21 protein-coding genes are annotated in these 22,276 nt (G+C 71.2%); 13 read left to right on the top strand and 8 right to left on the bottom strand.

Annotated features, from left to right (window positions below):
- Nucleotides 1-55: 55 nt before the first annotated feature.
- Complete coding sequence (locus CRYAR_RS40000; RefSeq protein ID WP_051571652.1) at nucleotides 56-940, top strand: LysR family transcriptional regulator; 885 nt, start codon at nucleotides 56-58, stop codon at nucleotides 938-940.
- Here CRYAR_RS40000 and helR read toward each other — a convergent pair.
- Genes helR through CRYAR_RS39985 form a run of 3 tightly spaced genes read right to left on the bottom strand, consistent with a single transcriptional unit; the run spans nucleotide 927 to nucleotide 5,144 of the window.
- The gene (gene helR / locus CRYAR_RS39995; protein ID WP_035858617.1) at nucleotides 927-3,062 is read right to left on the bottom strand and encodes an RNA polymerase recycling motor ATPase HelR; all 2,136 of its coding nucleotides are present in this window, start codon (nucleotides 3,060-3,062) and stop codon (nucleotides 927-929) included. The genes CRYAR_RS40000 and helR overlap by 14 nt on opposite strands.
- 50 nt (nucleotides 3,063-3,112) lie before the next feature.
- Nucleotides 3,113-3,724, bottom strand: a complete 612-nt coding sequence (locus tag CRYAR_RS39990) for an acyl-CoA-like ligand-binding transcription factor (RefSeq protein WP_035858614.1) — start codon at nucleotides 3,722-3,724, stop codon at nucleotides 3,113-3,115.
- Nucleotides 3,708-5,144 carry an MFS transporter gene (locus CRYAR_RS39985; protein WP_035869815.1) on the bottom strand — a complete coding sequence of 479 codons (1,437 nt, stop codon included), beginning with the start codon at nucleotides 5,142-5,144 and terminating at the stop codon, nucleotides 3,708-3,710. Before CRYAR_RS39985 ends, CRYAR_RS39990 begins: the two co-directional genes overlap by 17 nt.
- A gap of 131 nt (nucleotides 5,145-5,275) precedes the next feature.
- Here CRYAR_RS39985 and CRYAR_RS39980 point away from each other — a divergent pair, with 131 nt between their 5' ends.
- Nucleotides 5,276-5,509, top strand: coding sequence for a hypothetical protein (locus CRYAR_RS39980; protein WP_157018455.1), 234 nt, complete (start codon nucleotides 5,276-5,278; stop codon nucleotides 5,507-5,509).
- Between the two features lie 162 nt (nucleotides 5,510-5,671).
- Here the strand turns inward: CRYAR_RS39980 and CRYAR_RS39975 are convergent, their stop codons facing one another.
- Complete coding sequence (locus CRYAR_RS39975) at nucleotides 5,672-6,430, bottom strand: SDR family NAD(P)-dependent oxidoreductase (protein ID WP_051571650.1); 759 nt, start codon at nucleotides 6,428-6,430, stop codon at nucleotides 5,672-5,674.
- A gap of 87 nt (nucleotides 6,431-6,517) precedes the next feature.
- On the opposite strand from CRYAR_RS39975, the gene CRYAR_RS39970 reads away from it, so the two are divergent.
- Both CRYAR_RS39970 and CRYAR_RS39965 read left to right on the top strand, forming a co-directional pair.
- Complete coding sequence (locus CRYAR_RS39970) at nucleotides 6,518-7,369, top strand: helix-turn-helix transcriptional regulator (protein WP_035858610.1); 852 nt, start codon at nucleotides 6,518-6,520, stop codon at nucleotides 7,367-7,369.
- Entirely contained in the window at nucleotides 7,362-8,225 is an 864-nt protein-coding gene (locus CRYAR_RS39965) for an alpha/beta fold hydrolase (RefSeq protein WP_035858609.1), read from the top strand. The genes CRYAR_RS39970 and CRYAR_RS39965 overlap by 8 nt, the downstream gene beginning before the upstream one ends.
- Here the strand turns inward: CRYAR_RS39965 and CRYAR_RS39960 are convergent.
- Entirely contained in the window at nucleotides 8,167-9,381 is a 1,215-nt protein-coding gene (locus CRYAR_RS39960; protein ID WP_211247871.1) for an MFS transporter, read from the bottom strand. The two genes, CRYAR_RS39965 and CRYAR_RS39960, sit on opposite strands and share 59 nt — an antisense overlap.
- 221 nt (nucleotides 9,382-9,602) lie before the next feature.
- Here CRYAR_RS39960 and CRYAR_RS39955 point away from each other — a divergent pair, with 221 nt between their 5' ends.
- Nucleotides 9,603-10,814: an ABC transporter substrate-binding protein gene (locus CRYAR_RS39955; protein ID WP_035858608.1), complete on the top strand. Its 1,212-nt coding sequence runs from the start codon at nucleotides 9,603-9,605 to the stop codon at nucleotides 10,812-10,814.
- Nucleotides 10,815-10,906: 92 nt separating this feature from the next.
- Nucleotides 10,907-11,326: a hypothetical protein gene (locus tag CRYAR_RS47835; RefSeq protein WP_157018453.1), complete on the top strand. Its 420-nt coding sequence runs from the start codon at nucleotides 10,907-10,909 to the stop codon at nucleotides 11,324-11,326.
- 297 nt (nucleotides 11,327-11,623) lie between these two features.
- Here CRYAR_RS47835 and CRYAR_RS39945 read toward each other — a convergent pair whose 3' ends face one another.
- The gene (locus CRYAR_RS39945) at nucleotides 11,624-12,310 is read right to left on the bottom strand and encodes a response regulator transcription factor (RefSeq protein ID WP_035858605.1); all 687 of its coding nucleotides are present in this window, start codon (nucleotides 12,308-12,310) and stop codon (nucleotides 11,624-11,626) included.
- Between the two features lie 245 nt (nucleotides 12,311-12,555).
- Here CRYAR_RS39945 and CRYAR_RS39940 point away from each other — a divergent pair, with 245 nt between their 5' ends.
- From CRYAR_RS39940 to CRYAR_RS44340, 5 genes are read left to right on the top strand one after another with little or no spacing between them, the layout of a single operon-like run.
- Nucleotides 12,556-15,951 (top strand): sensor histidine kinase, encoded by a 3,396-nt coding sequence (locus tag CRYAR_RS39940; protein ID WP_035858602.1) that lies wholly within the window; start codon nucleotides 12,556-12,558, stop codon nucleotides 15,949-15,951.
- Nucleotides 15,948-16,370, top strand: coding sequence for a roadblock/LC7 domain-containing protein (locus CRYAR_RS39935; protein WP_035869809.1), 423 nt, complete (start codon nucleotides 15,948-15,950; stop codon nucleotides 16,368-16,370). The genes CRYAR_RS39940 and CRYAR_RS39935 overlap by 4 nt, the downstream gene beginning before the upstream one ends.
- A 13-nt stretch (nucleotides 16,371-16,383) precedes the next feature.
- Nucleotides 16,384-16,983, top strand: a complete 600-nt coding sequence (locus CRYAR_RS39930; RefSeq protein ID WP_035858599.1) for a GTP-binding protein — start codon at nucleotides 16,384-16,386, stop codon at nucleotides 16,981-16,983.
- 11 nt (nucleotides 16,984-16,994) lie between these two features.
- Nucleotides 16,995-18,179: an ABC transporter substrate-binding protein gene (locus CRYAR_RS39925; protein WP_169745152.1), complete on the top strand. Its 1,185-nt coding sequence runs from the start codon at nucleotides 16,995-16,997 to the stop codon at nucleotides 18,177-18,179.
- A gap of 4 nt (nucleotides 18,180-18,183) precedes the next feature.
- A complete protein-coding gene (locus CRYAR_RS44340) occupies nucleotides 18,184-18,753 on the top strand; it encodes a hypothetical protein (RefSeq protein ID WP_051571646.1) in 570 nt (189 codons plus the stop codon).
- 65 nt (nucleotides 18,754-18,818) lie between these two features.
- Here the strand turns inward: CRYAR_RS44340 and CRYAR_RS39915 are convergent, their stop codons facing one another.
- Both CRYAR_RS39915 and CRYAR_RS39910 read right to left on the bottom strand, forming a co-directional pair.
- Nucleotides 18,819-19,583 (bottom strand): ABC transporter permease, encoded by a 765-nt coding sequence (locus CRYAR_RS39915; RefSeq protein ID WP_035858595.1) that lies wholly within the window; start codon nucleotides 19,581-19,583, stop codon nucleotides 18,819-18,821.
- The gene (locus CRYAR_RS39910) at nucleotides 19,576-20,274 is read right to left on the bottom strand and encodes an ABC transporter ATP-binding protein (RefSeq protein ID WP_035858594.1); all 699 of its coding nucleotides are present in this window, start codon (nucleotides 20,272-20,274) and stop codon (nucleotides 19,576-19,578) included. The genes CRYAR_RS39915 and CRYAR_RS39910 overlap by 8 nt, the downstream gene beginning before the upstream one ends.
- 131 nt (nucleotides 20,275-20,405) lie before the next feature.
- Between CRYAR_RS39910 and CRYAR_RS39905 the strand changes: the two genes are divergently transcribed.
- Complete coding sequence (locus CRYAR_RS39905; protein ID WP_157018450.1) at nucleotides 20,406-21,617, top strand: sensor histidine kinase; 1,212 nt, start codon at nucleotides 20,406-20,408, stop codon at nucleotides 21,615-21,617.
- A complete protein-coding gene (locus CRYAR_RS39900; RefSeq protein ID WP_035858593.1) occupies nucleotides 21,614-22,270 on the top strand; it encodes a response regulator in 657 nt (218 codons plus the stop codon). Before CRYAR_RS39905 ends, CRYAR_RS39900 begins: the two co-directional genes overlap by 4 nt.
- The last annotated feature ends 6 nt before the right edge of the window (nucleotides 22,271-22,276 follow it).

Raw genomic sequence — 22,276 nt, 5'->3', positions numbered from 1 at the left:
CGCGTGGCTGCGCGGCGAAACCGTGTCCTCGAAGCGCTGAGCCTAAGATTTTCCGATGCTCGCGACCCGTCGTCTGCAGGTCCTCGTCGCGCTCGCGGACGCCGGTTCGATCGCGGGGGCGGCCGCCGTGGTGGGGTGCAGCGCCGCCGCCGCTTCCCAGCAGCTGACGTTGCTGGAACGGGAGAGCGGCGCGCAGCTGCTGGAACGCTCGGCCCGGAGCGTGCGGCTGACCGGGGCCGGTGAACTGCTCGTCGAACACGCCCGGCGCATCCTCACCGACCTCGACACGGCCGAGCAGGAAGTGGCGGCGGCCGGCTCGGTCGGCGGCGGGCGGTTGCGTGTCGCGTCGTTCTCGACGGCCGCGCGCCGACTGGTCGTTCCGGTCCTCGGTACGCTGCGCCGCCGCCATCCCCGCCTGCGGCTCTCGTTCGCCGAACTGGAGCCGGAACACGCGCTGCCCGCCGTGCGGGCCGGCGAGCTCGATGCCGCGGTGACCCACCGCTACCACTTGCTCGCCGCCCCCGACACGCACGGCTTGCGGACGACGACGCTCTACACCGAGCCGCTGCTGCTCGCGGCGCCGTCGACGGTCGGGGCGCACACCGCAGACCTGCGTGCGTTCACCGACGCCGACTGGGTCGCCACCTACCCCGACCGCGGGTTCCAGGCGGTCACCGAGCTGACCGCGCGGCTGGCCGGTTTCGAGCCCCGGATCACCTGCCGCGCGGCCGGCTACCCGGTGGTGCTGGAGCTGGTGACCGCGGGCCTGGGGGTGGCCCTGGTGCCCCGGTCGGCCGCGGCGCCCCAGCCGGGACTCCGGCTGCTGGAGATCACCGAACCGGCCGGACTGGCCCGCACCGTCGAACTGGCGACGCGGGCCGCCGACGCTTCTCCCGCCGTCGCGGAGTTCCGGCGGGAGCTGCGGGTCAGGAGCTCGTGAGCATGACCAGCCGCTGGGTGGCCCTGGTCATCGCGACGTAGCGGTCGACCGCGCCTTCGATGCCGGTGCCGAACGACTCCGGATCGACGAGCACGACCAGGTCGAACTCGAGTCCCTTGGCGAGCTCCGGTGTCAGCGAGCGCACCCGGCTCGTCGCCGTGAAGCCGGGGTGGCCGATGACGCACGCGATCCCGTCGTCGTTCGCCGCCTGCCATTCGGCCAGGATCGACTCCAGCTCGTCGACCGAACCGTGTGTCACCGGGACGCCGCTGCGCCGGATCGACGTCGGCACGTTGGCGTCCGGCAGCGCGGCCCTGATGACCGGCTCGGCCTCGATCATCACCTCTTCCGGCGTCCGGTAGTTGATGGTCAGCGAGGCCAGGTCGATCCGGTTGAGGCCGATCCGGGTCAGCCGCTCCGCCCACGACTCGGTGAACCCGTGCCGGGCCTGGGCGCGGTCCCCGACGATCGTGAAGCTGCGCGAGGGGCAGCGGAGCAGCAGCATCTGCCACTCCGCGTCGGTGAGCTCCTGCGCCTCGTCGACGACGACGTGCGCGAACGGCCCGGCGAGCCGGTCGGGCTCGGCGACGACCAGACCGGTCTCGTCGATGAGCACACCCTGGAAGCTTCCGCGCACCATCGTCATCAGCCCGTAGCCGTACTCGTCGTCGGCGGCCTCGACCAGGTGATCGACGACCTGGTCCATCTGCTCCTGCCGCGCGGCCACCTCGGCGTCGCGTCGCCGCCGGCGCCGGTCGAGGCCCGCGTCGCCGAGCCGCTGCCGGGCGGCGTCCAGGAGCGGCAGGTCGGCGACCGTCCAGGCTTTCGGGTCCTCGCGCTGCAGCAGCCGGACCTCGGGAGCGCTCAGCCAGGGAGCGCACTTCCGCAGGTAAGCGGGGACCGACCAGAGGTCGGAGACCAGGTCGTCGGCGTGCAGCACCGGCCACGCCCGGTTCAGCGCGTCCCGGAGCGCGGTGTTGCGCTCCAGCGCCGCCCGGCTGTCCTCGGACGACTTCGCGACCAGGATCTCGACCAGCTCGTCCCAGATCTGTCCGCGCGCCTCGTTGTGCGGGGTGCCGTGGCCGACCGCGTCGAACGCCTCGGCCCAGTCCTCGGCGCTCAGCCAGACCTCGGACCGCTCGACCGCGACCCGCGTCCCCGTGCGCGGCGGTTCCTCGTAGAACCGCACCGCGGTCTCGATCGCGTTCACCATCCGGGCCGACGCTTTGAGCCCGGCCACGGCGGGATCGGTCTCGTCGGGAGCGGCCGCCCCCTCGGCGACCATGTCGCGCAGCGTGCAGATCTGGACGTCGTCCTCACCGAGGCTCGGCAGCACGTCGGAGACGTACGCCAGGTAGGGCTGGTGGGGACCGACGAACAGCACGCCACCGTGGCGGGAACCGAGCCTCGGGTCGGAGTAGAGCAGGTACGCGGTGCGGTGCAGCGCGACGACGGTCTTGCCCGTGCCGGGACCGCCGTCGACGACGAGCGCGCCGCGGGAGCCGGCCCGGATGATCGCGTCCTGGTCGGATTGGATCGTGCCGAGCACGTCGCGCATCCGGTCGGATCGGTTGCCGCCGAGGCTGGCGATGAACGCGGACTGGTCGTCGAGGGCCGCGTGGCCCTCCAGCCCGTCGGGCGTGAACACCTCGTCCCAGTAGTCGTTGATCCGGCCGCGTGCCCACCGGTACCGGCGGCGGCTCACCAGGCCCATCGGGTTGGCGTGCGTCGCGCCGAAGAACGGTTCGGCGGCGGGTGAGCGCCAGTCGACCATCAGCCGTCGACCGTCGCTGTCGGTGAGGCCGAGGCGCCCGACGTACACCGGCTCGGGCTCGTCGTCGCGGACGACCCGACCCAGGCACAGGTCCAGGCCGAACCGTCGCACGGTACGCAGCCGCGCGCTGAGCCGATGGACCTCCTGGTCCCGGTCCATGGCCTTCTGACCGATGCCACCGGGCGCCTTGAGCGCGACGCCGAGCCGCTCGGTCAGGTCGGCGATCAGTTCCTCGAGGCTCTCCGCGATGGCCGCGAAGTGTTTCTCGTCGTCGGCGATGAGAGCTGGGTCGGCCTTGGCCGCGAGGCGCTCGGGCAGGTCGAATGCGCTGGTAGACAAGAAATTCACGTCGTTAGCGTGAGCCCTGACCCGGGTCTTGCCGCAAGTCCCCCTCTCCGCTATACGTTGAAGTGGGAAGAGAGGCCGTTCTCCAAGTGCTCGAGCGCCGCGTCGACGATGGGCGGCAGCTCGCCGCGAGCCTCACTCCACTCCTCGACCGCCGCCAGCAACACGCCGATCACCGCACCGGCCACCGCGCGGGTCGCGAGGTCCGCATGATCGGCTCCGGCGCGGGCCGCGAGCGCCTGCTCGATCAGCCGCATCGCGCCGGTGGCCTGGACCAGCATCGTCGAACGCAGCGCGGGCTCGGCGACCACAAGCGCGAGCCGTTCGTGCATCTCCCGGCGCTGCTCGGGCGTCCGCGCCTCGAAGTGGTCGCGGAGCGTGCGCCGCACCGCCGCCACCGGCGACAGCGCGGCCGGCTGGTCGCGTAGCGAGGACGCGATCATCGGGTCGAAGTCGTCCTGCAGAACGGTGTCTTCCTTGGTGGGGAAATACCGGAAGAACGTCGTCTCCGACACCTCGGCCGCGGTGATGATCTGGTCGACGGTCGTCGACTGGTAACCCTGCTCGCGGAACAGGCGCAGCGCGTGCGTCTGGATCGCGGCCCGGGTGCGCGCCTTCTTGCGTTCACGCAGCCCGAGCGGGGGGCGCTCAGCCGTGGACGACATCCTCGGTGTTCCTCCGCTCCGCTGCCGATCTGCCGGGAAGCAGTGCCGCAGCCGCCACCGCGCCCACGACGGCAACTCCGGCGGAGACCAGCAGCGACACCCGGAATCCTGCCACGAACGCGGCCCGGGCCGGCTCGGCGGCGACCAGGAGCCCTTCGGTGAGCCCGCGTCGCGCGCCTGCGGGCAGGTCGTGGCTCCGGTACACCGCGATCAGCACACTGCCGGACAGCGCAGCGCCGAACGGCCCGCTGGCCTTGTTGAACGCCTGAACGACGGCGGATCCGACGCCGCTGCGCTCGGCGTCCAGGGTGGAGAGCGCAGCGGACGTCGACGCGGCCAGCGCGAGGCCGGTTCCGGCCCCGAGCAGTGCGGTCCATCCGACCGCCGGGTCGAGGCGGGTGGCCCCGGTGAGCAGCCCGGCCGCGGTGACGAGGAATCCGCTCACGACGGCGGCTCGCCGACCGACGGCTCGGGCCAGCGGCGCGGCCGTGCCCGCACCCACCACCGTCCCCGCGATCAGCGGCAGCAGCCGCAGCCCCGAGCCGAGCGTGTCGGCGCCCCGCACCTCCTGGAAGAACTGGGGCAGAGCGAACAGCACCCCGACCATCGCGACCCCGGCGATCGCGATGAGCACGGCGCCGGCGAAGAAGCTCCGCGACAGCCGGTGATCGATCAGCGGCCGCGCCGCACCACGCCACTCCCACCCGCCGAAGCCGACGAGGAACAGGACGCCTCCGAGCAGCAGCGCCAGGGTCGCCGGGTCACCCCAGCCGTGCGCACCGGCTCTGATCGTGCCGCCGATCGTGAGCACCAGACCGCAGGCGCAGGTCAGGCTTCCGATCGGGTCGAGCCCGGGCCGCTCGGAGGCCTGCGATTCCGGGACGAGTGCCGCCGTCACGGCCAGCGCCACCGCCACGATCGGCACGTTGATCAGGAACACCCACCCCCACCACAGGTGGGCCAGCATCCACCCGCCGAGCAGGGGCCCCAGCGGCAGGGCGACGAAGTTCGCGGCCTGGTAGATGCCGACGGCCCGTGGCCGCTCGTCCGCCGCGAACAGCACGACGAGCACCGACATCGCCATCACCGTGATCCCGGCGCCCGCGACGCCCTGGAGCGCCCGGCCGGCGAGGAACACGCCGGCCGACGACGCGTAGGCGCAGATCGCCGACCCGGCGCCGAACCCGAGGAGCGATACCAGCAGCAGCCTTTTCCGGCCGAAGCGATCTCCGAGCACGCCCACCGGGAGCACGGCGGCCGCGAGCACGAGCAGGTACCCGGACGTGAACCAGACCAGGTCGGTCTGCGACGCGCCGAGTTCGGTCGCCAGGGTCGGCAGCGCGACCGAGAGGACCGTGCCGTCCAGGCCGACCACCAGAACGCTCGTGCTCACTGCGGCCAGCGCCCACCACTTCGTCATGACGGTCACGCCTTTCTGGTGGTTACCATTAAAAAGAGGTAACCCCCAGATTGGCGCGCCGTCAAGTGGGGCGTATCAAACCGCTTTGCCGCGGCTCTGTACCCGTGACGACCACTGGGGGAGGAGCGAAGGTGGACTACGCAGTGACGTTGGAAGTCGTGCGGCTGGCCGAGCAGTTCCACGAGCGATTCGACGAGGCCCGGCGGGCCGCGCGGTTCGACGGGCTGGCCGAGGCACGCCGCCGGGCAGCCGCGGCGTTACCGCAGGACGCGGAGCTGATGTACCGGCGGCTCACCAGCCTGCAGTGCCTGACCGCCCGTCCGGACCTGGCCGAACACTTCATGGACGGCACGTTGATCGACTAGGCCGTGTCCTGCGAATCTCGCTCGCAGCGAGGCACCGCTCAGGCGTCGTCAGGCAAGGCGGAGGAGCATCCGGATACCGCTGTTGTATCCGGATGCTCCGACAACGCGGCCTGGCGGCGGCTGAGCGGAGCCGTAGCCGAGCACGGATTCGCAGGACACGGCCTAGGCCCTGGCGCCGCCGTCGACCCGGAGCACGACGCCGGTCACGAACGACGCCCGGTCGCTGAGCAGCCAGGCGGCGGCCTGGGCGATCTCGTCCGGGTCGGCGCCGCGCCCCAGCGGCGTGGACGCGACGAGCCGCTCCTGGAGGCCGGGTGATTCGGCCTCCCAGGTGCGAATCATTGCGGTGAGCGTGTTGCCGGGCGCGATCGCGTTGACCCGGATTCCCTCGGGGCCGTACGAGATGGCCGCCGACTCGGTGAGGCTGTTCACGGCCCGCTTCATCGCGCCGTACGCGGGCAGCGCGGGGTTGCCCGTCAGGCTGCCGACACTCGAGTTGTTGACGATCGCCCCGGTGCCCGCGGTGGCCCGGATCGCGGCGATCTCGGCCCGCATGGCCAACCACTGGCCACGCAGGTTGACGCCGTAGAGGCGGTCGAAGTCCTCGACGCTCACCTCGTCGAGCGGCCCGGGCGGCGAGATCGTCGCCCCGTTGTTGAACGCGACGTCGAGCCGCCCGTAGGTGGCGACGGTGCGGTCGACGGCGGCGCGCACGTCGTCGGCGTCGGCCAGATCGCAGCGGACGTGGTCCGCGGTGCCACCGGCCGCCCGGATCTGGTCGGTGACCGCGGTCAGCTGGTCCTCGCTGCGTGCCGCGAGCAGCACCCGCGCGCCTTCCCGGGCGAACAGCCGCGCGGCAGCGGCTCCGATGCCCCGGCCGGCGCCGGTGACGAAAGCGACCTTGTTCTCGAGCAGGTTCATGGCCCGAGCCTGTTTCGACCGGCGGGGCGCATCCAGGCACCGTCGGTACCTGGTTGCCGAGCGGTCTCCGGGAGCACACTCGGACGCGTGGACAGACGCGAACTGGCGGACTTCCTGCGCAGCCGACGCGAGCGGATCGCACCGGCGGAGGTGGGCCTCCCGGCGGGGCGGCGCCGGCGCACCCCGGGGCTGCGCCGCGAGGAGGTGGCGCGCCTGGCGTTCATCTCGCCGGAGTACTACTCCCGGCTCGAACAGGCCCGCGGCCCACAGCCCTCGCGTGAGGTGCTCGGCGGTCTGGCCAGGGCGCTGCGGTTGTCCGACGCCGAGCGCGCTCACCTGCACCAGCTCGCGGGTGCGCCGCCCACGTCGCCGCCGGGGCCGCCGCGCGAGGTACGGCCGGGCATCCTCGACCTGATCGAGCGGCTCCCGCTCTCCGCGGCGTTCGTGACCGCCGCGGACTACGAGGTGCTCGCCTGGAACGACCTCGCGGCCGCGCTGATGGAGGACTTCTCGGCCGTGCCGCGCCGGGAGCGCAACCTGCTCCGGCGGGCGTTCCTCGGCCGCCTCTACGGGGTGTCCGACCCTGCGGAGTTCGAGCGGTCGTCGACCCGGCAGCTACGGGCGGTGGTCGCCAGGTATCCGGACGACCGGGGCGTGCGCGCGCTGGTGGACGAACTGCACGCGGGCAGCGAGCGCTTCCGGGCGCTGTGGGCGTCCCACGACGTCGCCTCCACCCCGACGCTGAGCAAGACGTTCCACCACCCGCTGGTCGGGCCGGTGACCGTCAACTGCGACGCGCTGGAGATCGCCGACCGGGATCAGCGGGTGGTCATCTACACCGCGGTACCGGGCTCGCCGTCCGAGGAGGCCCTGCGCCTGCTCTCGGTCGTCGGCACCCAACAGGTCGGCACCCGACAGATGGGGGACGTGCATGTCTGACGGGTTCGTCACCGAGCGCGTCGATGTCGGCGAGGTGGTGGTGAACGTGCGCCACGGCGGCGACGGGCCGCCGCTGCTACTGCTGCACGGGTACCCGGAGACCCACCGGATGTGGGACCCGGTCGCCGGTGAGCTCGCCGCGGACTTCACGGTCGTGACGCCCGACCTGCGGGGCTACGGGGACAGCAGCGCGCCGCGCACGGTCGCCGATCACACCACCTACGGCAAGCGGGCGATGGGGCGTGACGCCGTCGCGTTGATGCGTCACCTCGGCTTCGACCGGTTCGACGTGGTCGGGCACGACCGGGGCGGGCGGGTCTCCTACCGGCTCGCGCTGGACCACCCCGACGTCGTGCGCCGGCTGAGCGTGCTCGACATCGTGCCCACCGCCGAGGTGTGGGCCCGGGCCGATGCGCGGTTCGCGCTGGGCTACTGGCACTGGCCGCTGCTGGCGCAGCCGGAGCCGATCCCGGAGACGCTCATCGCGGCCGACCCCGACTGGTTCTTCTTCGACGCCCAGTTCGGTGGCGCGCTCCGATCGTTCGCGGCGATCGACGACTACGCCCGCCACGTCCGCGACCCGAAGGTGATCCACGCCGTCTGCGAGGACTACCGCGCCGGGGCGACGTGCGACCGTGCCGCCGACGAGGCCGACCGGGCCGCCGGCCGTCGGATCGGCTGCCCGGTGCAGGTGCTGTGGGGTTCCCGAGGGGCCGTCGGCGCGTGGTACGACCCGCTCGCGGTCTGGCGCGAGTGGGCCGACGACGTCACCGGCGAGGCGATCGAGAGCGGCCACTTCATCCCCGAGGAGAACCCGTCGGCGACGCTTGCGGCGCTGCGTCGGTTCCACCGCTGACCACGAGCGCGCCGCGGCGTCCGAACAACCAGACCACCAGGGCGACGACGCTCAGCGCCGCGCCGGCCGTCGACACCGCCGCCCACCCACCGGCCGACCACAGCACCGAAGCCCCGGCCGAGCCGACCGCCCCGCCGACGAAGTTGCTCGTCACGAACGCGGTGTTGAGCCGGCTGCGGGCCGAGGTCGAGACCGAGAACACCCGGGCCTGGTTGAGGATGAGCATCCCCTGGACGGACACGTCCAGGAGCACGATCGCCACCAGGACGGCGACGACGGAGTGGCCGCCGAACCCGGCCACCGCGAACGCGACGAGCGTCAACACCCAGGCGATACCGGTGGCCGGGAGCGACCAGCCGCGGTCGTGCAGCCGGCCGGCGCGCTGGGCGGCGAGCGCCCCGGCCAGACCGGCGAGCCCGAAGAGCCCGATCACCGACACCGGGTAGCGGTACGGCGGCGCGCTGAGCAGGAACGTCAACGACGTCCAGAACATCGTGAACAGCGCGAAGCCGATCGCGCCGAGGAGCAGCGTCCAGCGCACCGCGCGCTCCCGGGCCACCGCGGTCGCCACCGAGGCGATGAGCGCCGGATACCGGAGCCGCTCTTTCGGCGGCAGCGCCGGGATCGACCGGTAGAGCACGCCGGCCAGCACCAGCGCGACGACCGCCGCGGCGGCGAAGATCGTGCGCCAGCCGGCGACGTCGGCGACGAATCCGCTGATCGTCCGGGAGACCAGGATGCCGATCAGCAGGCCGGAGACGACCGTGCCGACGACCCGGCCCCGGTTCGTGTCGTCGGCCAGGTCACCGGCGAGCGGAGTGAGGATCTGCCCGGAGACCGTCGTCACGCCGACCGCGGCGATCGCGACCAGCAGCGCACCGAGCGACGGGGCCAGCGCGCACGCGGTGAGCGCGGCGGCGGCGCACACCATCATGATCGGCACCAACTTGCGGCGGTCGAGCACGTCGCCGAGCGGGACGACGAGCAGGATGCCCACCGCGTACCCGATCTGCGTCGCGGTGACCAACCACCCGGCGGTGCCGGGGGACGAGTGCAGGTCCCGCGCGATGAACTCGAGGAGCGGCTGCGCCCAGTACAGGTTGCCGACCGCCGTCCCGCCGGCGACCGCGAACAGCCAGGTCAGTCTATTGCTCACTGCAACAATCCTACCGGCTCGGGTTTTTGCAATTACGTCCATCATGAAGAATTCATGAGGAAAGCAATTCTTTCCAATCTGGAGGGATCTACTTCCTCGTTCGCTCCGGCTGTGGTGGAATTGCGCCGCGCGACGTTGGGAGGCGTTGCGCGCTGCGGCACCCCTCAGCCATCGAGGTGCCGCTATTCGTTAGGAGTGAGATTCTGCAGAAGGCAGGCACGATGAAGATCCGTCCGTTAAGCCGCAGGTTCGCCGGTGCTGTCGTCGCAGCGCTGGTGCTGTCCGCTGCGGCCTGCGGGACGAGTGACGAGACCGAATCGTCGGACTCCGGTTCCGGCTTCAAGCCCCCGAAGTTGGAGGCCTTGAAGGAGCTCGGGACGCCCGAGGGCGCGCTGAACGTTCTGTCCTGGGCCGGGTACGCCGAGGACGGCTCGAACGACCCGAAGGTGGACTGGGTCACGCCGTTCGAGAAGGCGACCGGCTGCCAGGTCAACGCGAAGGTGTTCGGTACGTCCGACGAGGCCGTCAGCCTCATGAAGACCGGCCAGTACGACGTGGTTTCCGCGTCGGGTGACGCGTCGTTGCGGCTGATCGCCGCCGGTGACGTCGAGCCGGTGACGACCGACCTGGTGCCGAACTACGCCGACGTCTTCGACTTCCTGAAGAACCAGAAGTGGAACAGCGTCGACGGGGTCTCGTACGGGGTGCCGCACGGGTGGGGCGCGAACCTGCTGATGTACCGGACGGACGTCGTCAAGCCGGCGCCGACGTCGTGGAGCGCGGTGTTCGAGGACAACGCCGCGACCAAGGGCAAGGTCACCGCGTACGACTCGCCGATCTACATCGCCGATGCCGCGCTGTACCTGATGAAGACCAAGCCGGAACTCGGGATCAAGAACCCGTACGCGCTCGACGACAAGCAGTTCGACGCCTCGGTCGCCCTTTTGAAGAAGCAGAAGGCGAACGTCGGCGAGTACTGGTCGGACTACCTGAAGGAAGTCTCGGCGTTCAAGTCCGGTGACTCGGTGATCGGCACGACCTGGCAGGTCATCGCGAACGTGGCGAAGGCCGAGGGTGCGAAGGTCGACGCGGTGCTGCCCACCGAGGGTGCGACCGGCTGGTCGGACACCTGGATGGTGAGCTCCAAGTCCAAGCACAAGACGTGCGCCTACAAGTGGCTCGACCACATCGTGTCGCCGAAGGCCAACGCGCAGGTCGCGGAGTACTTCGGGGAGTCGCCGGCCAACGAGAAGGCGTGCGCGTTCACCGCGGACAAGAACCACTGCACGACCTACCACGCCGGTGACGCGTCGTACGCCAAGCAGATCTGGTACTGGTCGACGCCGATCAGCCAGTGCCTGGACGGCCGCACCGACGTGAAGTGCAAGGACTACTCGGCCTGGACCCAAGCCTGGACGTCCATCAAGGGTTGAGTGAGCACACGGCCCGCTGGGAGTCCCGACACTCCCAGCGGGCCGTGTACGTCCGTCAGATCGAGATACGGATTCCGAGGAGGTTGACGTCGATGAGCTTGCCGCGGTCGTCGTCTTCGTCGTCGGAGCTGCTGGACCCGGAACTGCTCGAGCCGGAACTGCTGGACTCGGAGCCGCTGGAGTCGGATCCGGCGGTCGGGGCGGAGTCGTCGGCCGGTGGAGCCCCGGCCGAGTCGTTGCCGGAGCCCGAGTCCGAAGCCGGCGGTGGTGCCGCGGCGTTACCCGCCGGCTCGTCCGCGACCGGCGACGGCGAAGCGTCGTTGGGCGCGGTCGACGGGGTCGAGGTCGCGGAGGGGGACGCCGAGGAGGAGCTGAGTGCTTCGTCCTCGGCCTGGACGTCGATCGGTCCGATCGTGGCGACCTGGCCGCCTTCGCCGGACTGCCGGGTGGGTAACCCGAGGGCCTCCTGGCCGGTCGGTCTGTGCAGGCCGAGGACCATGACCGTCGCATAGGCCAGCCCCACGAGGCTGGCCAGACACAACGTCACCCGGAACGCACGGCCAGCAGGTGACGACGAGAACGCCGGGCGCTCGCGCCGCGGTCGTGGACTCTCGGTCACCTTCTCGGGCGCCCGATGGCGGCCCGATCTGGACGTTTCGTTCGGTGTGGGTTCGGTTGTCTCGGTGGGTGGAGCGTCTTCTAGTACGCCCGGTAACGACACTCGAGCCATGGAAGCATGTTAAACCGTGTGACCAGTTGTGCACAGATGGGCTGATGATTCCACCGTTGTGCATTGGTGAGGATGCTGGTCAGACGCCTTCCGGCTGGCGTACCTCGAGCACGTAACCCGCGCCGCGCACGGTGTGGATGAGCGCGGGGAAGCCCAGTTTGCGCCGAAGTTGCGCGATGACGACGTCGACCACGTTGGACATCGGCTCGGTGCCGGAGTCCCAGCAGTGCTCGATCAGCTGCGAGCGACTGACCACTGTGGCGTCCGCCGCGGCCAGGGCCTCGAGCACCGCGAACTCCTTGGCGGTCATCGTCAGCAGGACGCCTGCGCGCCGGATCTGGCGGCGCCGGACGTCGATCTCCAGGTCGCCGACGCGGGCGATCGGCGGGGGCTGCGAGCCGCTGCGTGCCGTGCGTCGGCACAGGCTGCGCACCCGCGCGACGAGCTCCGCCGCCGCGAACGGCTTCAACAGGTAGTCGTCGCCGCCGTGGGTGAAGCCGGCCACGCGGTCGGCGACGGTGTCGCGTGCGGTCAGGAACAGCACCGGCGTGGACCAGCCGCCACGCCGCCGGGCGTCCACGTAGCCGATGCTGTCGCCGGCCGGGAGCATCCGGTCGAAGACCACGCAGCTGTAGGGATGTGTCGAGATCGCTTCGTCGGCGGGGGGAATGTCGCCGACCAGGTCCACCGCCATGCCGGTTCCGCGTAAAGCGGCGGCGACCGCGTATCCCAGCTCGGCCTCGTCTTCGACCACAAGTACGCGCACCGGTTCATCCTGCCAGCCGATACCGAGTTCGTGTGTCCGTCAGATGTAATTGGTTATCCGAAGCGCTCGGCGTATTGGTCGCGCATCGCTCGGTGACCGTCCTCATGAGGATTTCATGAAGTCCGTTCATGAGGAATTGATGAAGTGAATGGTGAGCTACGGAAATTGCGTTCCGGCTTTCCTTTCTCCATTCCGTTGTGGTCAAATTCCTCCGCGAAAGTGTTTCGTCACAGGACGGAGGAGTCGTGTCCACGTCCCTTCTGGACCCCAGCCCGGCGCGGCCCGAGGAGGACTCGTCGGAGCGATTCCGGACGGTCGGCCCGCCCACCGGGGAGAGAACTTCCACCGAGATCGGCGGCTCCGATCAGCGCACCCGCCTGCCGGGTAGCCGGTTCTTCGGCAACACCTCGATCCGCACCAAGGTCATCCTGATCACGGTGGTCCCGCTGGTCGCGATGTTCGTGTTCTCCGGCGTGCTCGCCCGGTCGGTCATCGACGAAGCGCAGGCCGCGAACCGCATCCAGGACTACGCGCGGCTGGGCAACGAGTCGTCGTCGCTCGTCGACGTGCTGCAGACCGAGCGTTCGGCCGCGGCGGCCTACGTCACCACGCCCGGCCAGGGGGCCGAGGCGTCGACGCTGAAGAGCTTCACCGCGCACGCCCGCACCACCGACGAGGACCTCCGTCTGTTCCTCGCCGAGTACGAGCAGCTCGACAAAGAGATCGCCGCCCCGATCAGCTCCGAATACGAGCAGGTGAAGCGCGGATTCAGCACGCTGTCCCGTAACCGGAACGCGGTGCTCGAGCAGGCTCGGCAGGGCAGCGGCGTCCGAGTGGGCGCGGCGGTGACGATCTACGGCCAGCTGATCACCAGCCTGCTGCAGATGAAAGAGCGGCTCGCTGCCGCCTCCGCCGGCGACGAGACGCTGTCCAATCAGCTCACTGCCGTCGCCGCGTTCGCGAAGTACAAGGAAGCGGTCTGGCAGCAGCAGATCGTCGTGCGTACCGCGCTGGAGGACGGCAACAGCCAGTTCACGAACGACACGTTCGGATCCTTCCGCGCCGCGGTCTCGGACGAGAGCGCCTACCGCGCCCAGTTCGCGCTGAGCGGCACCCCGAAGCAGCAGGAGATCCGTAACAGCACGGTGACCCAGGAGCTGACCTACCAGCAGCTGCGGACCCGGGCCCAGAACGCCGGTCTCGGCAACAAGCTGTCGTTCAGCCTCGAGACGTGGCTGGAGACCAGCGACCGCGAGAACAAATTGCTCCGGTCGGTCGAGACGCGGATCAACGCGATCACCGTGGAAGCGGCCGGCGATTTCCGGTCCGACGCGGTGCGCAAGGCGATCGGCGTGATCTCGGCCGCGCTGGCGGCCCTGATCGTGGCGCTGCTGGTGTCGCTCGCGGTCGCCCGCTCGATGATCCGCCCGCTGGTGAGCCTGCGTTCCTCCGCGCTGGAGGTGGCGTACCAGAGCCTGCCCGACGTCGTCCGCAAGCTGCAGGAAGCCGACTCGAAAACGGCGGAGCAGGCCTCGGCGGAGACCGTGGCCCGCACCCTGGAGGTGCGCTCCACCGACGAGATCGGCCAGGTGGCACAGGCGTTCAACGCCATTCACCTGGAGGCGGTCCGGGTCGCGTCCGAGCAGGCGCGCCTGCGGCAGAGCGTCTCGGCGATGTTCGTCAACCTGTCCCGCCGCTCGCAGCTGCTGGTCGACCGGCTGATCCGGTTGATCGACGGTCTGGAGCAGGGCGAGCGTGACCCGGACCGGCTGGCCGAGCTGTTCAAGCTCGACCACCTGGCCACCCGGATGCGTCGTAACGACGAGAACCTGCTGGTGCTCGGCGGCGCGGACTCCGGTCGTAGCTGGTCCAAGCCGGCTCCGCTCGTCGACGTCCTCCGCGCGGCCGCGGCCGAGGTGGAGCAGTACACCCGGGTCAAGCTCGGCTCCATCGACGACTCGGTCCAGATCGCCTCGGGCGCGGTGAACGACACCGTCCACCTGATCGCGGAGATCCTGGAGAACGCGACGTCGTTCTCGTCGCCGCGCACGGACGTGACCGTGGACGCCCGCCGCGAGGGCAACCAGCTCGTGGTCGAGGTGATCGACCAGGGCATCGGAATGTCGCGGACGCAGCTGGCGGAGTTCAACGAGCGGCTCGCGAAGCCGCCGGTGTTCGACATCGCGGTCTCGCGGATGATGGGCCTGTTCGTGGTCGGCCGGCTGGCCTCGCGGCACGGCATCAAGGTCATGCTGCGTGACGCCGCCGGTGGTGGCGTCCTGGTGATGATCACGCTGCCGACCGGCGTGCTGCACGGGGACCAGCCGCCGGCCGGGCCGCGGGACGTGTCGATGCGTCCGGTGGAGCGGGTCGTCTCGGAGCGGGTCGACCGGCCCGAGCCGCGCTCGTACGTGCCGACCGGTGGATTCGGCGGGCCCACCGCGTACCAGTACGACGCGCAGAACGGCGCCCACTCGACCACGTTCCACGGCACCGGGACGACGTCGGCACCCGCCGCGGCGCCCGTACCGCCTCCGGCACCGGCGGAGCCGTCGATGCCGCGGCGGCAGCCGGCTCCGGTGGTGCGGGCGGAGTCGTGGAACGGGTTCCAGACGGCCGCCGAGCGGCGCGCGGCCGAGACGCCCGCCGCGGTGGACGCCTCGCCGCTCGCGGCGAACTGGACCGCCGAGGTCGTCGAGACTCCGCCCTCGGCGACCTCGGCCCTGGGCGGCACGTACACCTCGTACGGTGCACCGATCATCGACGCGACACCGGTCGAGCCGATCGAGGCCAGCTGGGCGCAGCCGACCCAGCCCCTGCCCACCCAACCCCTGCCCACCCAACCCCTGCCCACCCGGTCACTGGCGGAGCCGTCGCTGCCGACCAGGACCCCGTCCCGGCCGGAGCCCGCGCTGCCGGTGCGGCCCTCCGACGAGCAGCCGCTCCCGACCCGGTCGCCGTTCTCGGACCGGCCGGTTCCGGCGCAGGCGTTGGCGCCGCTGCCGGTGCACGCGCTGCCGGCTCAGCCGGCACCGGCTCCCGATCCGACGATCGAGATGCCGCTGCCGATCTTCGAGGCGACGGAGAACGACTGGTTCCGGGTCCGGAACCTGCCGCGCGTCCCGGAAGCGGCGGGAGTGCAGCCCCCGGCACCTCGGGTGCACGTCACGGTGGGCGAAACCCCGCTGACCCACCACGCCAACGGCACGACGCTCGTCGCGCCGCCCGTGCGTCAGGCCCCGCCGGCTCCGTCGGTTCCGGCCACCCCGTCGCTGCCCGTGCGTCCGGTCGCGACCACCGCACCGGCGGCTCCCGCCGCACCGGTGGCGTCCCCGGTTCCCGCGGCACCGCTCAAGGCGTCGGAACCGATGGAGAGCTGGAAGTCGCCGGCGGACGCCGGATGGCGGGCCGCGCAGGCGGCCGCGGAAACCCAGCCGACCAGCACGACGTCGTCGGGGCTCCCGAAGCGCGTCCCGATGGCGCACTACGTGCCCGGCAAGGTGGAGCGCTCCGAGGCTCTTCCCGCCACTCGCCGTTCACCCGAGGCGGTGCGAGGCGTTCTATCCAGTTACCGCAGTGGTCTCGAGCAGGGCCGGCAGGCCGGCGGCCCCGCAGGGACCGGCTCCAAGGAGGAAATGTGAGCTCGCTGAGCCACGATGCGCAGAACCTCAACTGGCTGGTGGGCAACTTCGCCAACCGCGTTCCCGGTATCGCCCACGCGGTCGCCGTCTCGGCCGACGGGCTGTTGCTTGCGGTCTCCGACGGCCTGCCGCGGGACCGGGCCGATCAGCTCTCCGCGATCGCCTCGGGTCTGGTGAGCCTCACGCACGGCGCGGCGATGTGCTTCGAAGGTGGCAGCGTCAGCCAGACCGTCGTCGAGATGGACACCGGATTCCTGCTCGTGATGTCGATAAGCGACGGCTCGTCGCTGGCGGTGCTGGCCTCCCGGGCCTGCGACATCGGCCAGGTGGGGTACGAGATGGCGCTTCTCGTCGAGCGCGTCGGCCAGGTGCTGACCCCGGCGCTGCGCTCCGAACTGCACACGTCGCTGGCGCTGTGAGGGAGGGATCAGCATGGACATGACCAGCCCTCGGGCCACCTCGGCCAAGATCGTGGTCGCCGGCGGTTTCGGCGTCGGCAAGACGACGATGGTCGGCTCGGTCTCCGAGATCCGCCCGCTCACCACCGAAGCGATAATGACGATGGCCTCGGTCGACGTCGACGACACGACGGCGGTGGCCGGCAAGAAGACCACCACGGTCGCGATGGACTTCGGCCGCATCACGATCGACCAGGAACTGATCCTCTACCTGTTCGGGACGCCCGGCCAGAACCGCTTCTGGTTCATGTGGGACGAGCTGGTGCGCGGTGCGATCGGCGCGGTCGTGCTCGTCGACCCGCGCCGGCTGGCGGACTGCTTCTCGGCCGTCGACTTCTTCGAGCAGTGCGGCCTGCCCTACGTCGTCGGGGTGAACTGCTTCGACGGCGTGCAGCCCAACACCATCCGTGAGCTGCGCGAAGCGCTCACGATCCGGCCGGAGGTGCCGATCCTCACCTGTGACGCCCGTCGGCGGGATTCAACGAAGCAGCTGCTCATCGCGCTCGTCGAGTACGTGCTCCGGGCCCGGGGCACCGCTCCGCTCGCCGCACGCACACCGGTTCCGCTCACGTGAGGGCGATCCGCGTGACCGCAGCCGTCCTGGCCCTCGTCCTCGCCGCGACCGCGTGCAACAGCAAGGACAACAGCTCGGACACCAGCGAGGCCGGTGGCGAGTTCACGCCGCCGAAGCTCCCGGTGCTCGAGCAGGTCGGCCCGGGCGAGGGCGCGCTGAGCGTGCTGTCCTGGGCCGGCTACGCCGAGGACGGCAGCACCGACCCGGCGATCGACTGGGTCACGCCGTTCGAGCAGGCGACCGGTTGTCAGGTGTCGGTGAAGGTCTTCAACACGTCCGACGAAGCCGTGACGCTGATGAAGACCGGGAAGTACGACGTCATCTCGGCGTCCGGCGACGCGTCGCTGCGGCTGATCGCCGACGGTGACGTGGAGCCGGTGAACACCGACCTGGTGCCGAACTACAAGGACATCTACGGCTTCCTGAAGAAGCAGACCTGGAACAGCGTGAAGGGAGTGCCCTACGGCGTCCCGCACGGCTGGGGCGCGAACCTGCTGATGTACCACCAGGACAAGGTGAAGCCCGCGCCGACGTCGTGGTCGGCGGTGTTCGCGCCGCCGCTGTCGGTGGTCGGCAAGGTCACCGCGTACGACTCGCCGATCTACATCGCCGACGCCGCGCTGTACCTGATGCGCCACCAGCCCGACCTCGGCATCAAGAACCCGTACGCGCTCGACGACACGCAGTTCGCCGCGGCGATCGCGCTGCTCGAACAGCAGAAGTCGAGCGTGAGCGAGTACTGGAGCGACTACACCGAGGAGGTCGCGGCGTTCAAGGCCGGTGACGCGATCGTCGGTACCGCGTGGCAGGTGATCGCGAACCTCACCGAGGCCGAGGGCACGAACATCAAGGCCATCCTGCCCGAGGAGGGCGCCACCGGCTGGTCGGACACCTGGATGGTCGGGGCGAAGTCGCCGCACAAGAACTGCGCGTACAAGTGGTTCGACCACATCGTCAGCCCGCAGGTCAACGCGCAGGTCGCGGAGTACTTCGGGGAGTCGCCCGGCAACTCGAAGTCGTGCGCGTTCACGACCGACCCGAACCACTGCAAGACGTTCCACGCCGGCGACGCGTCCTACGCGCGGAAGATCTGGTACTGGACGACGCCGATCTCCTCGTGCCTGGACGGACGGACGAACATCAGGTGCAAGGACTACGAGGACTGGGCTCAGGCCTGGACCACGATCAAGGGCTGATCCGATGGTTCGCTCCGCACGCGACGCCGAGACCGCGGTGCTGGCACCGGTGCCCGGGCCAGCACCCGTGACCGGACCCGTTCCCCGGTCCGGGGCCGGTGACGACCCGACCGTCCTGCAGCAGGTGCTGCCGGCGGCCGGGCGTCACCGGCGCGGCGGAGTGTCCCAGGAGCGTGCGATCTTCGTGGACCGCAGTGGACGTCGGAAGCGGCGGGTCACCTGGGCGCTGGCCCTGGCCGCGGTCGGCGGCCTGCTGTACACGGTGGCGCTGGCCGCCAGCATGCTCGGCGGTGTCGACGCGGACTCGGCGCTACCGATCCCGGGGGAGTCGACGGCACCCTCCACTCGCTCGCCGTCGGCTTCCCCGACCCCTTCGCCGGTCAGCAAGTCACCGTCCGCCCGGGCCCCGCGCGGGCCGGCACCGGAGGTGCAGGCTCCGGCGTCCCGGTCCGCGCGGCCGAAGCCCACCCGCCGTTCCAGCTCCGCACCGGCGGCTCCGCCGCCCTCGGTGGCTCCGACCACCGAAGAATCGGGCTCGTTCTGGTCGAGCCTGTTCCCCAGCCCCCGGGATTGACGGCCCCGGGTCCTGAGGCGTGCACGTTTTGGTGACGTGGAGCCCACCAAAGCGTGCACGCCTCCTCAGGCATCCCTCTTGAGCAGGGTCAGGCCACCGGCGGTCAGAGCCACCAGCGGGTAGGCGACCAGCGCGCAGACCGCGCCGGCCACCCCCAGCGAGTAGTAGTCGTCACCGGAGAGCTGAGCCGCCAGCGACGAGGGCAGCACGCTCGCGATCCGCGTGTCCCAGGGGTCCGGAAGGTAGACCGCGATCACCGGGGCGACGAACAACAGCCCCGCGACGGCCATCACCGCACCGGCCGACGAACGCAGTGCGGCCCCGAGCCCGACCCCGGTGAGCGCGGCGGCGAGGCACACCGCCATGTTCGCCGCTCCGGTCCCCACCATGTCACCGGCCGACGTCCACGGATCGATCGGCGCCGGCCGGTCACCGGCGATCTGCAGCGACAGCACCACCGACCCCACCGCGACGACGAGCGCCGCCGCCGTCGCCAGCCCGGCGACCACGAGCGTCTTCGCTCCCAGCAGCCGCAGCCGGTTCGGCACCGCGGTCAGCGTCGTCGTGATCGAGCCGGTGCGGTACTCGGCGGTCACCGCGAGCACGCCGACGATCCCGAGCACCAGCTGGGCCAGCGGACCCGAGATCACGGTCATGTCCGCGCTCTCGAAGAGCGCACGGTCGGCCGGGGACGCGGCGTCCCAGGCCGACACCATGAGCGTGCCCGCGCCCCAGCACCCGGCGAGCAACAGGAGCAGCGATCCGAGCAGCCAGGCGGTGGACCGCACCGACCGCAGCACGAGCCATTGGGACGAGACGACGTCAGACACGGGTTGCTCCTTCGGTGAGTCGTACGTAGGCCTCTTCGAGCGACGGGCCCAGCTCGGCCAGCGGCTCCTCCGCCAGCAGCCGGCCCTGCCCGATGATCACGACGCGGTCGGCGGTCCTGGCCATCTCGGACATCAGGTGGCTGGAGATCAGCACCGCCCGTCCCTCGCCGGCCAGCCGTGCCGTGAGAGCGCGGAACCAGCGGATCCCCTCCGGGTCCAGGCCGTTGAGCGGTTCGTCGAACAGCAGCGCCTCGGGCTCGCCGAGCAGCGCGCCGCCGATCGCGAGCCGTTGCCTCATGCCGAGCGAGAGGGCGCGGATCCGCCGCCGGGCGACGTTCCCCAGCCCGACCTCGTCGAGCACGGCGTCGACGCGCTCGGCCGTGATGCCGTTGCTGCGGGCGAGCGCCAGCAGGTGGGTGCGGGCGCGGAGGCCGCCGTGGGCGGCGGACGCGTCGAGCGCGGCGCCCACCACGCGCAGCGGGTGCCGGTAGGAGGAGTACGGCCGGTCGTGGACGAGCGCCTGCCCGGACGTCGGCCGGTCGAGGCCGAGGATCGCGCGCAGCGTCGTCGACTTGCCCGCGCCGTTCGCGCCGAGGAAGCCGGTGACCTGCCCCGGCGGCACGGTGAACGAGAGGCGGTCGACGGCGAGCGTGCTGCCGTACCGCTTCGTGAGTGTGTCGATGCGGATCATGGTTTCCACCGTGGACGGTGCCGGCGCCGCCCGGATCGGACCGGGGTCTGGACGTGACCGGCGGGGTCCTACCCAGGGATGACGTGCCGCGGTCGGATGTTTTCGTCGGGGGCGGCCGATACGGTCGGCCGGTGACTTCGGCGCTGCGCAGGGTGGTGCGCTCCCCCCGGGTGAACGACGCGGTGCTCGTCGCCGTCGACGTCGCCGCGGCGGTGTTCTACGTGACCCTGTACATCGCGTTCGGCACGTTCGACCCGGCCGACTTCCCGCCGGACCAGCCGCACTACGGCGGTCCCCTCTGGTTGGCCGTGCTGCTCGCGCTCGTGATCGGCGTCCCGATCGCGGTGCGTCGCCGGTGGCCGCGGGCCGCCTGGGCGGTCTCGGCGAGCGGGCTGATCACCGCCACGTTGCTCGACATCACGCTCGAACCATGGTTCCCGACCGCGATCGTCCTGTACGTGATCGCGTTGCGCTGCACCTGGCGGTGGGTGGTCGGTGCGCTCGCGGCCACGCTGGTGGTCAGCGCGGGCACGCTGATCGTGTCCGGGGCCGAGGGCGGCGATCTGGCGTCGGCCGTCGCCGTGCTCACCTACGTGTGGTTCGTCAACGGCGGGTTCTGGGTGGCCGGGGTGATCATGCGGGAGCGCCGGGAGGCGGCGGCGGAGGCCCGGCGCCGGGACGCGGAGCGGGTGGTGGCCGACGAGCGGCTGCAGATCGCCCGCGAGCTCCACGACGTCGTGGCGCACAGCATGAGCCTGATCGCGGTGCAGGCCGGCGTCGCGAACCACGTCGTCGAGCAGCGTCCGGAGGCGGCGCGCGACGCGCTCCGGGTGATCGAGGCGACCAGCCGGGGCGCGCTCACCGACATCCGCCGGCTGCTCGGTGTCCTGCGCACCCCCGACGCCGAGTTCGCGCCGACGCCCGGCCTGGCCGAGCTGCCCGCGGTGGTCGAGCTCGCGGTCGCCGGCGGGGTCCGCGTCGCGTCCGACGTGCGAGTGGATCCACGCCACTATTCGGACGCCGTGCAGCTGGCCGTCTACCGCGTGGTGCAGGAGGGGCTGACCAACGTCGTCAAGCACGCCGGGCCCACCACGTGCCGGGTGGAACTGTCGGAGGCCGACGGCACCCTGCGGATCGTGATCGAGGACGACGGGCCCACGTCGCCGCCGCCGGCGCCCGATCCGAGCGGCCACGGTCTCGTCGGCCTCCGCGAACGAGTGGCCCTCTTCGGCGGCGAGCTGGAGGCGGGCCCACGCCCGGGCCCGCCGGGTTTCCGGTTGATCGCGACGCTTCCCGCCGGCCGTGCGGCGGCGGTCCCGTCGGCCCGGGAGGAGAGCGCATGAGCGTCCGGGTGCTGGTGGTGGACGATCAGGCGCTGGTGCGGGGGAGTTTCCGGCTGCTCGTCGAGACCGCCGAGGGGCTCACCGTGGTCGGGGAGGCCGGCAACGGGCTGGAGGCGGTCGAACTCGCCGTGCGCCTGCGCCCCGACGTCGTGCTGATGGACGTCCGGATGCCCGAGCTCGACGGGGTCGCGGCCACCCGGCGCATCTGCGAGCGGGTGCCTGGCAGCCACGTCCTGATCCTCACCACGTTCGACCTCGACGAGTACGTCTACGGTGCACTGCGCGCCGGAGCCAGCGGCTTCCTGCTCAAGGACGCACCCCCGGCCGACCTCCTGGCCGCGATCCGCGTCGTCGCGGCCGGCGACGCGCTGCTCGCCCCCACGATCACCCGGCGGATGATCGCCCGCTTCACCGAGGCCGAACGCCCGCTCCCCACCCCGGCCCTCAACGGCGTCACCCCCCGCGAGCGCGAGGTGCTGCTCCTCGTCGCCCGCGGCCTCTCGAACACCGAGATCGCCGACCGCCTGCACCTCAGCGCGGCCACCGTGAAAACCCACATCGGCCGCCTTCTCGACAAACTCACCGCCCGCGACCGGGCCCAGCTCGTCATCGCCGCCTACGAGAGCGGCCTGGTCTCGGCCCGCGACAGCTAGCCTGCG

The sequence above is a fragment of the Cryptosporangium arvum DSM 44712 genome, from assembly GCF_000585375.1.
GTDB lineage: Bacteria > Actinomycetota > Actinomycetes > Mycobacteriales > Cryptosporangiaceae > Cryptosporangium > Cryptosporangium arvum.
This window is presented reverse-complemented; position numbering and strand designations above follow the sequence as displayed.

What these genes read in the sequence shown, in the direction of transcription:
- CRYAR_RS40000 (WP_051571652.1), top strand. Translation starts at nt 56, where the DNA reads ATGCTCGCGACCCGTCGTCTGCAGGTCCTCGTCGCGCTCGCGGACGCC.
- CRYAR_RS39990 (WP_035858614.1), bottom strand. Translation starts at nt 3,724, where the DNA reads ATGTCGTCCACGGCTGAGCGCCCCCCGCTCGGGCTGCGTGAACGCAAG.
- CRYAR_RS39985 (WP_035869815.1), bottom strand. Translation starts at nt 5,144, where the DNA reads ATGACGAAGTGGTGGGCGCTGGCCGCAGTGAGCACGAGCGTTCTGGTG.
- CRYAR_RS39975 (WP_051571650.1), bottom strand. Translation starts at nt 6,430, where the DNA reads ATGAACCTGCTCGAGAACAAGGTCGCTTTCGTCACCGGCGCCGGCCGG.
- CRYAR_RS39965 (WP_035858609.1), top strand. Translation starts at nt 7,362, where the DNA reads ATGTCTGACGGGTTCGTCACCGAGCGCGTCGATGTCGGCGAGGTGGTG.
- CRYAR_RS39955 (WP_035858608.1), top strand. Translation starts at nt 9,603, where the DNA reads ATGAAGATCCGTCCGTTAAGCCGCAGGTTCGCCGGTGCTGTCGTCGCA.
- CRYAR_RS47835 (WP_157018453.1), top strand. Translation starts at nt 10,907, where the DNA reads ATGAGCTTGCCGCGGTCGTCGTCTTCGTCGTCGGAGCTGCTGGACCCG.
- CRYAR_RS39930 (WP_035858599.1), top strand. Translation starts at nt 16,384, where the DNA reads ATGGACATGACCAGCCCTCGGGCCACCTCGGCCAAGATCGTGGTCGCC.
- CRYAR_RS44340 (WP_051571646.1), top strand. Translation starts at nt 18,184, where the DNA reads ATGGTTCGCTCCGCACGCGACGCCGAGACCGCGGTGCTGGCACCGGTG.
- CRYAR_RS39910 (WP_035858594.1), bottom strand. Translation starts at nt 20,274, where the DNA reads ATGATCCGCATCGACACACTCACGAAGCGGTACGGCAGCACGCTCGCC.
- CRYAR_RS39900 (WP_035858593.1), top strand. Translation starts at nt 21,614, where the DNA reads ATGAGCGTCCGGGTGCTGGTGGTGGACGATCAGGCGCTGGTGCGGGGG.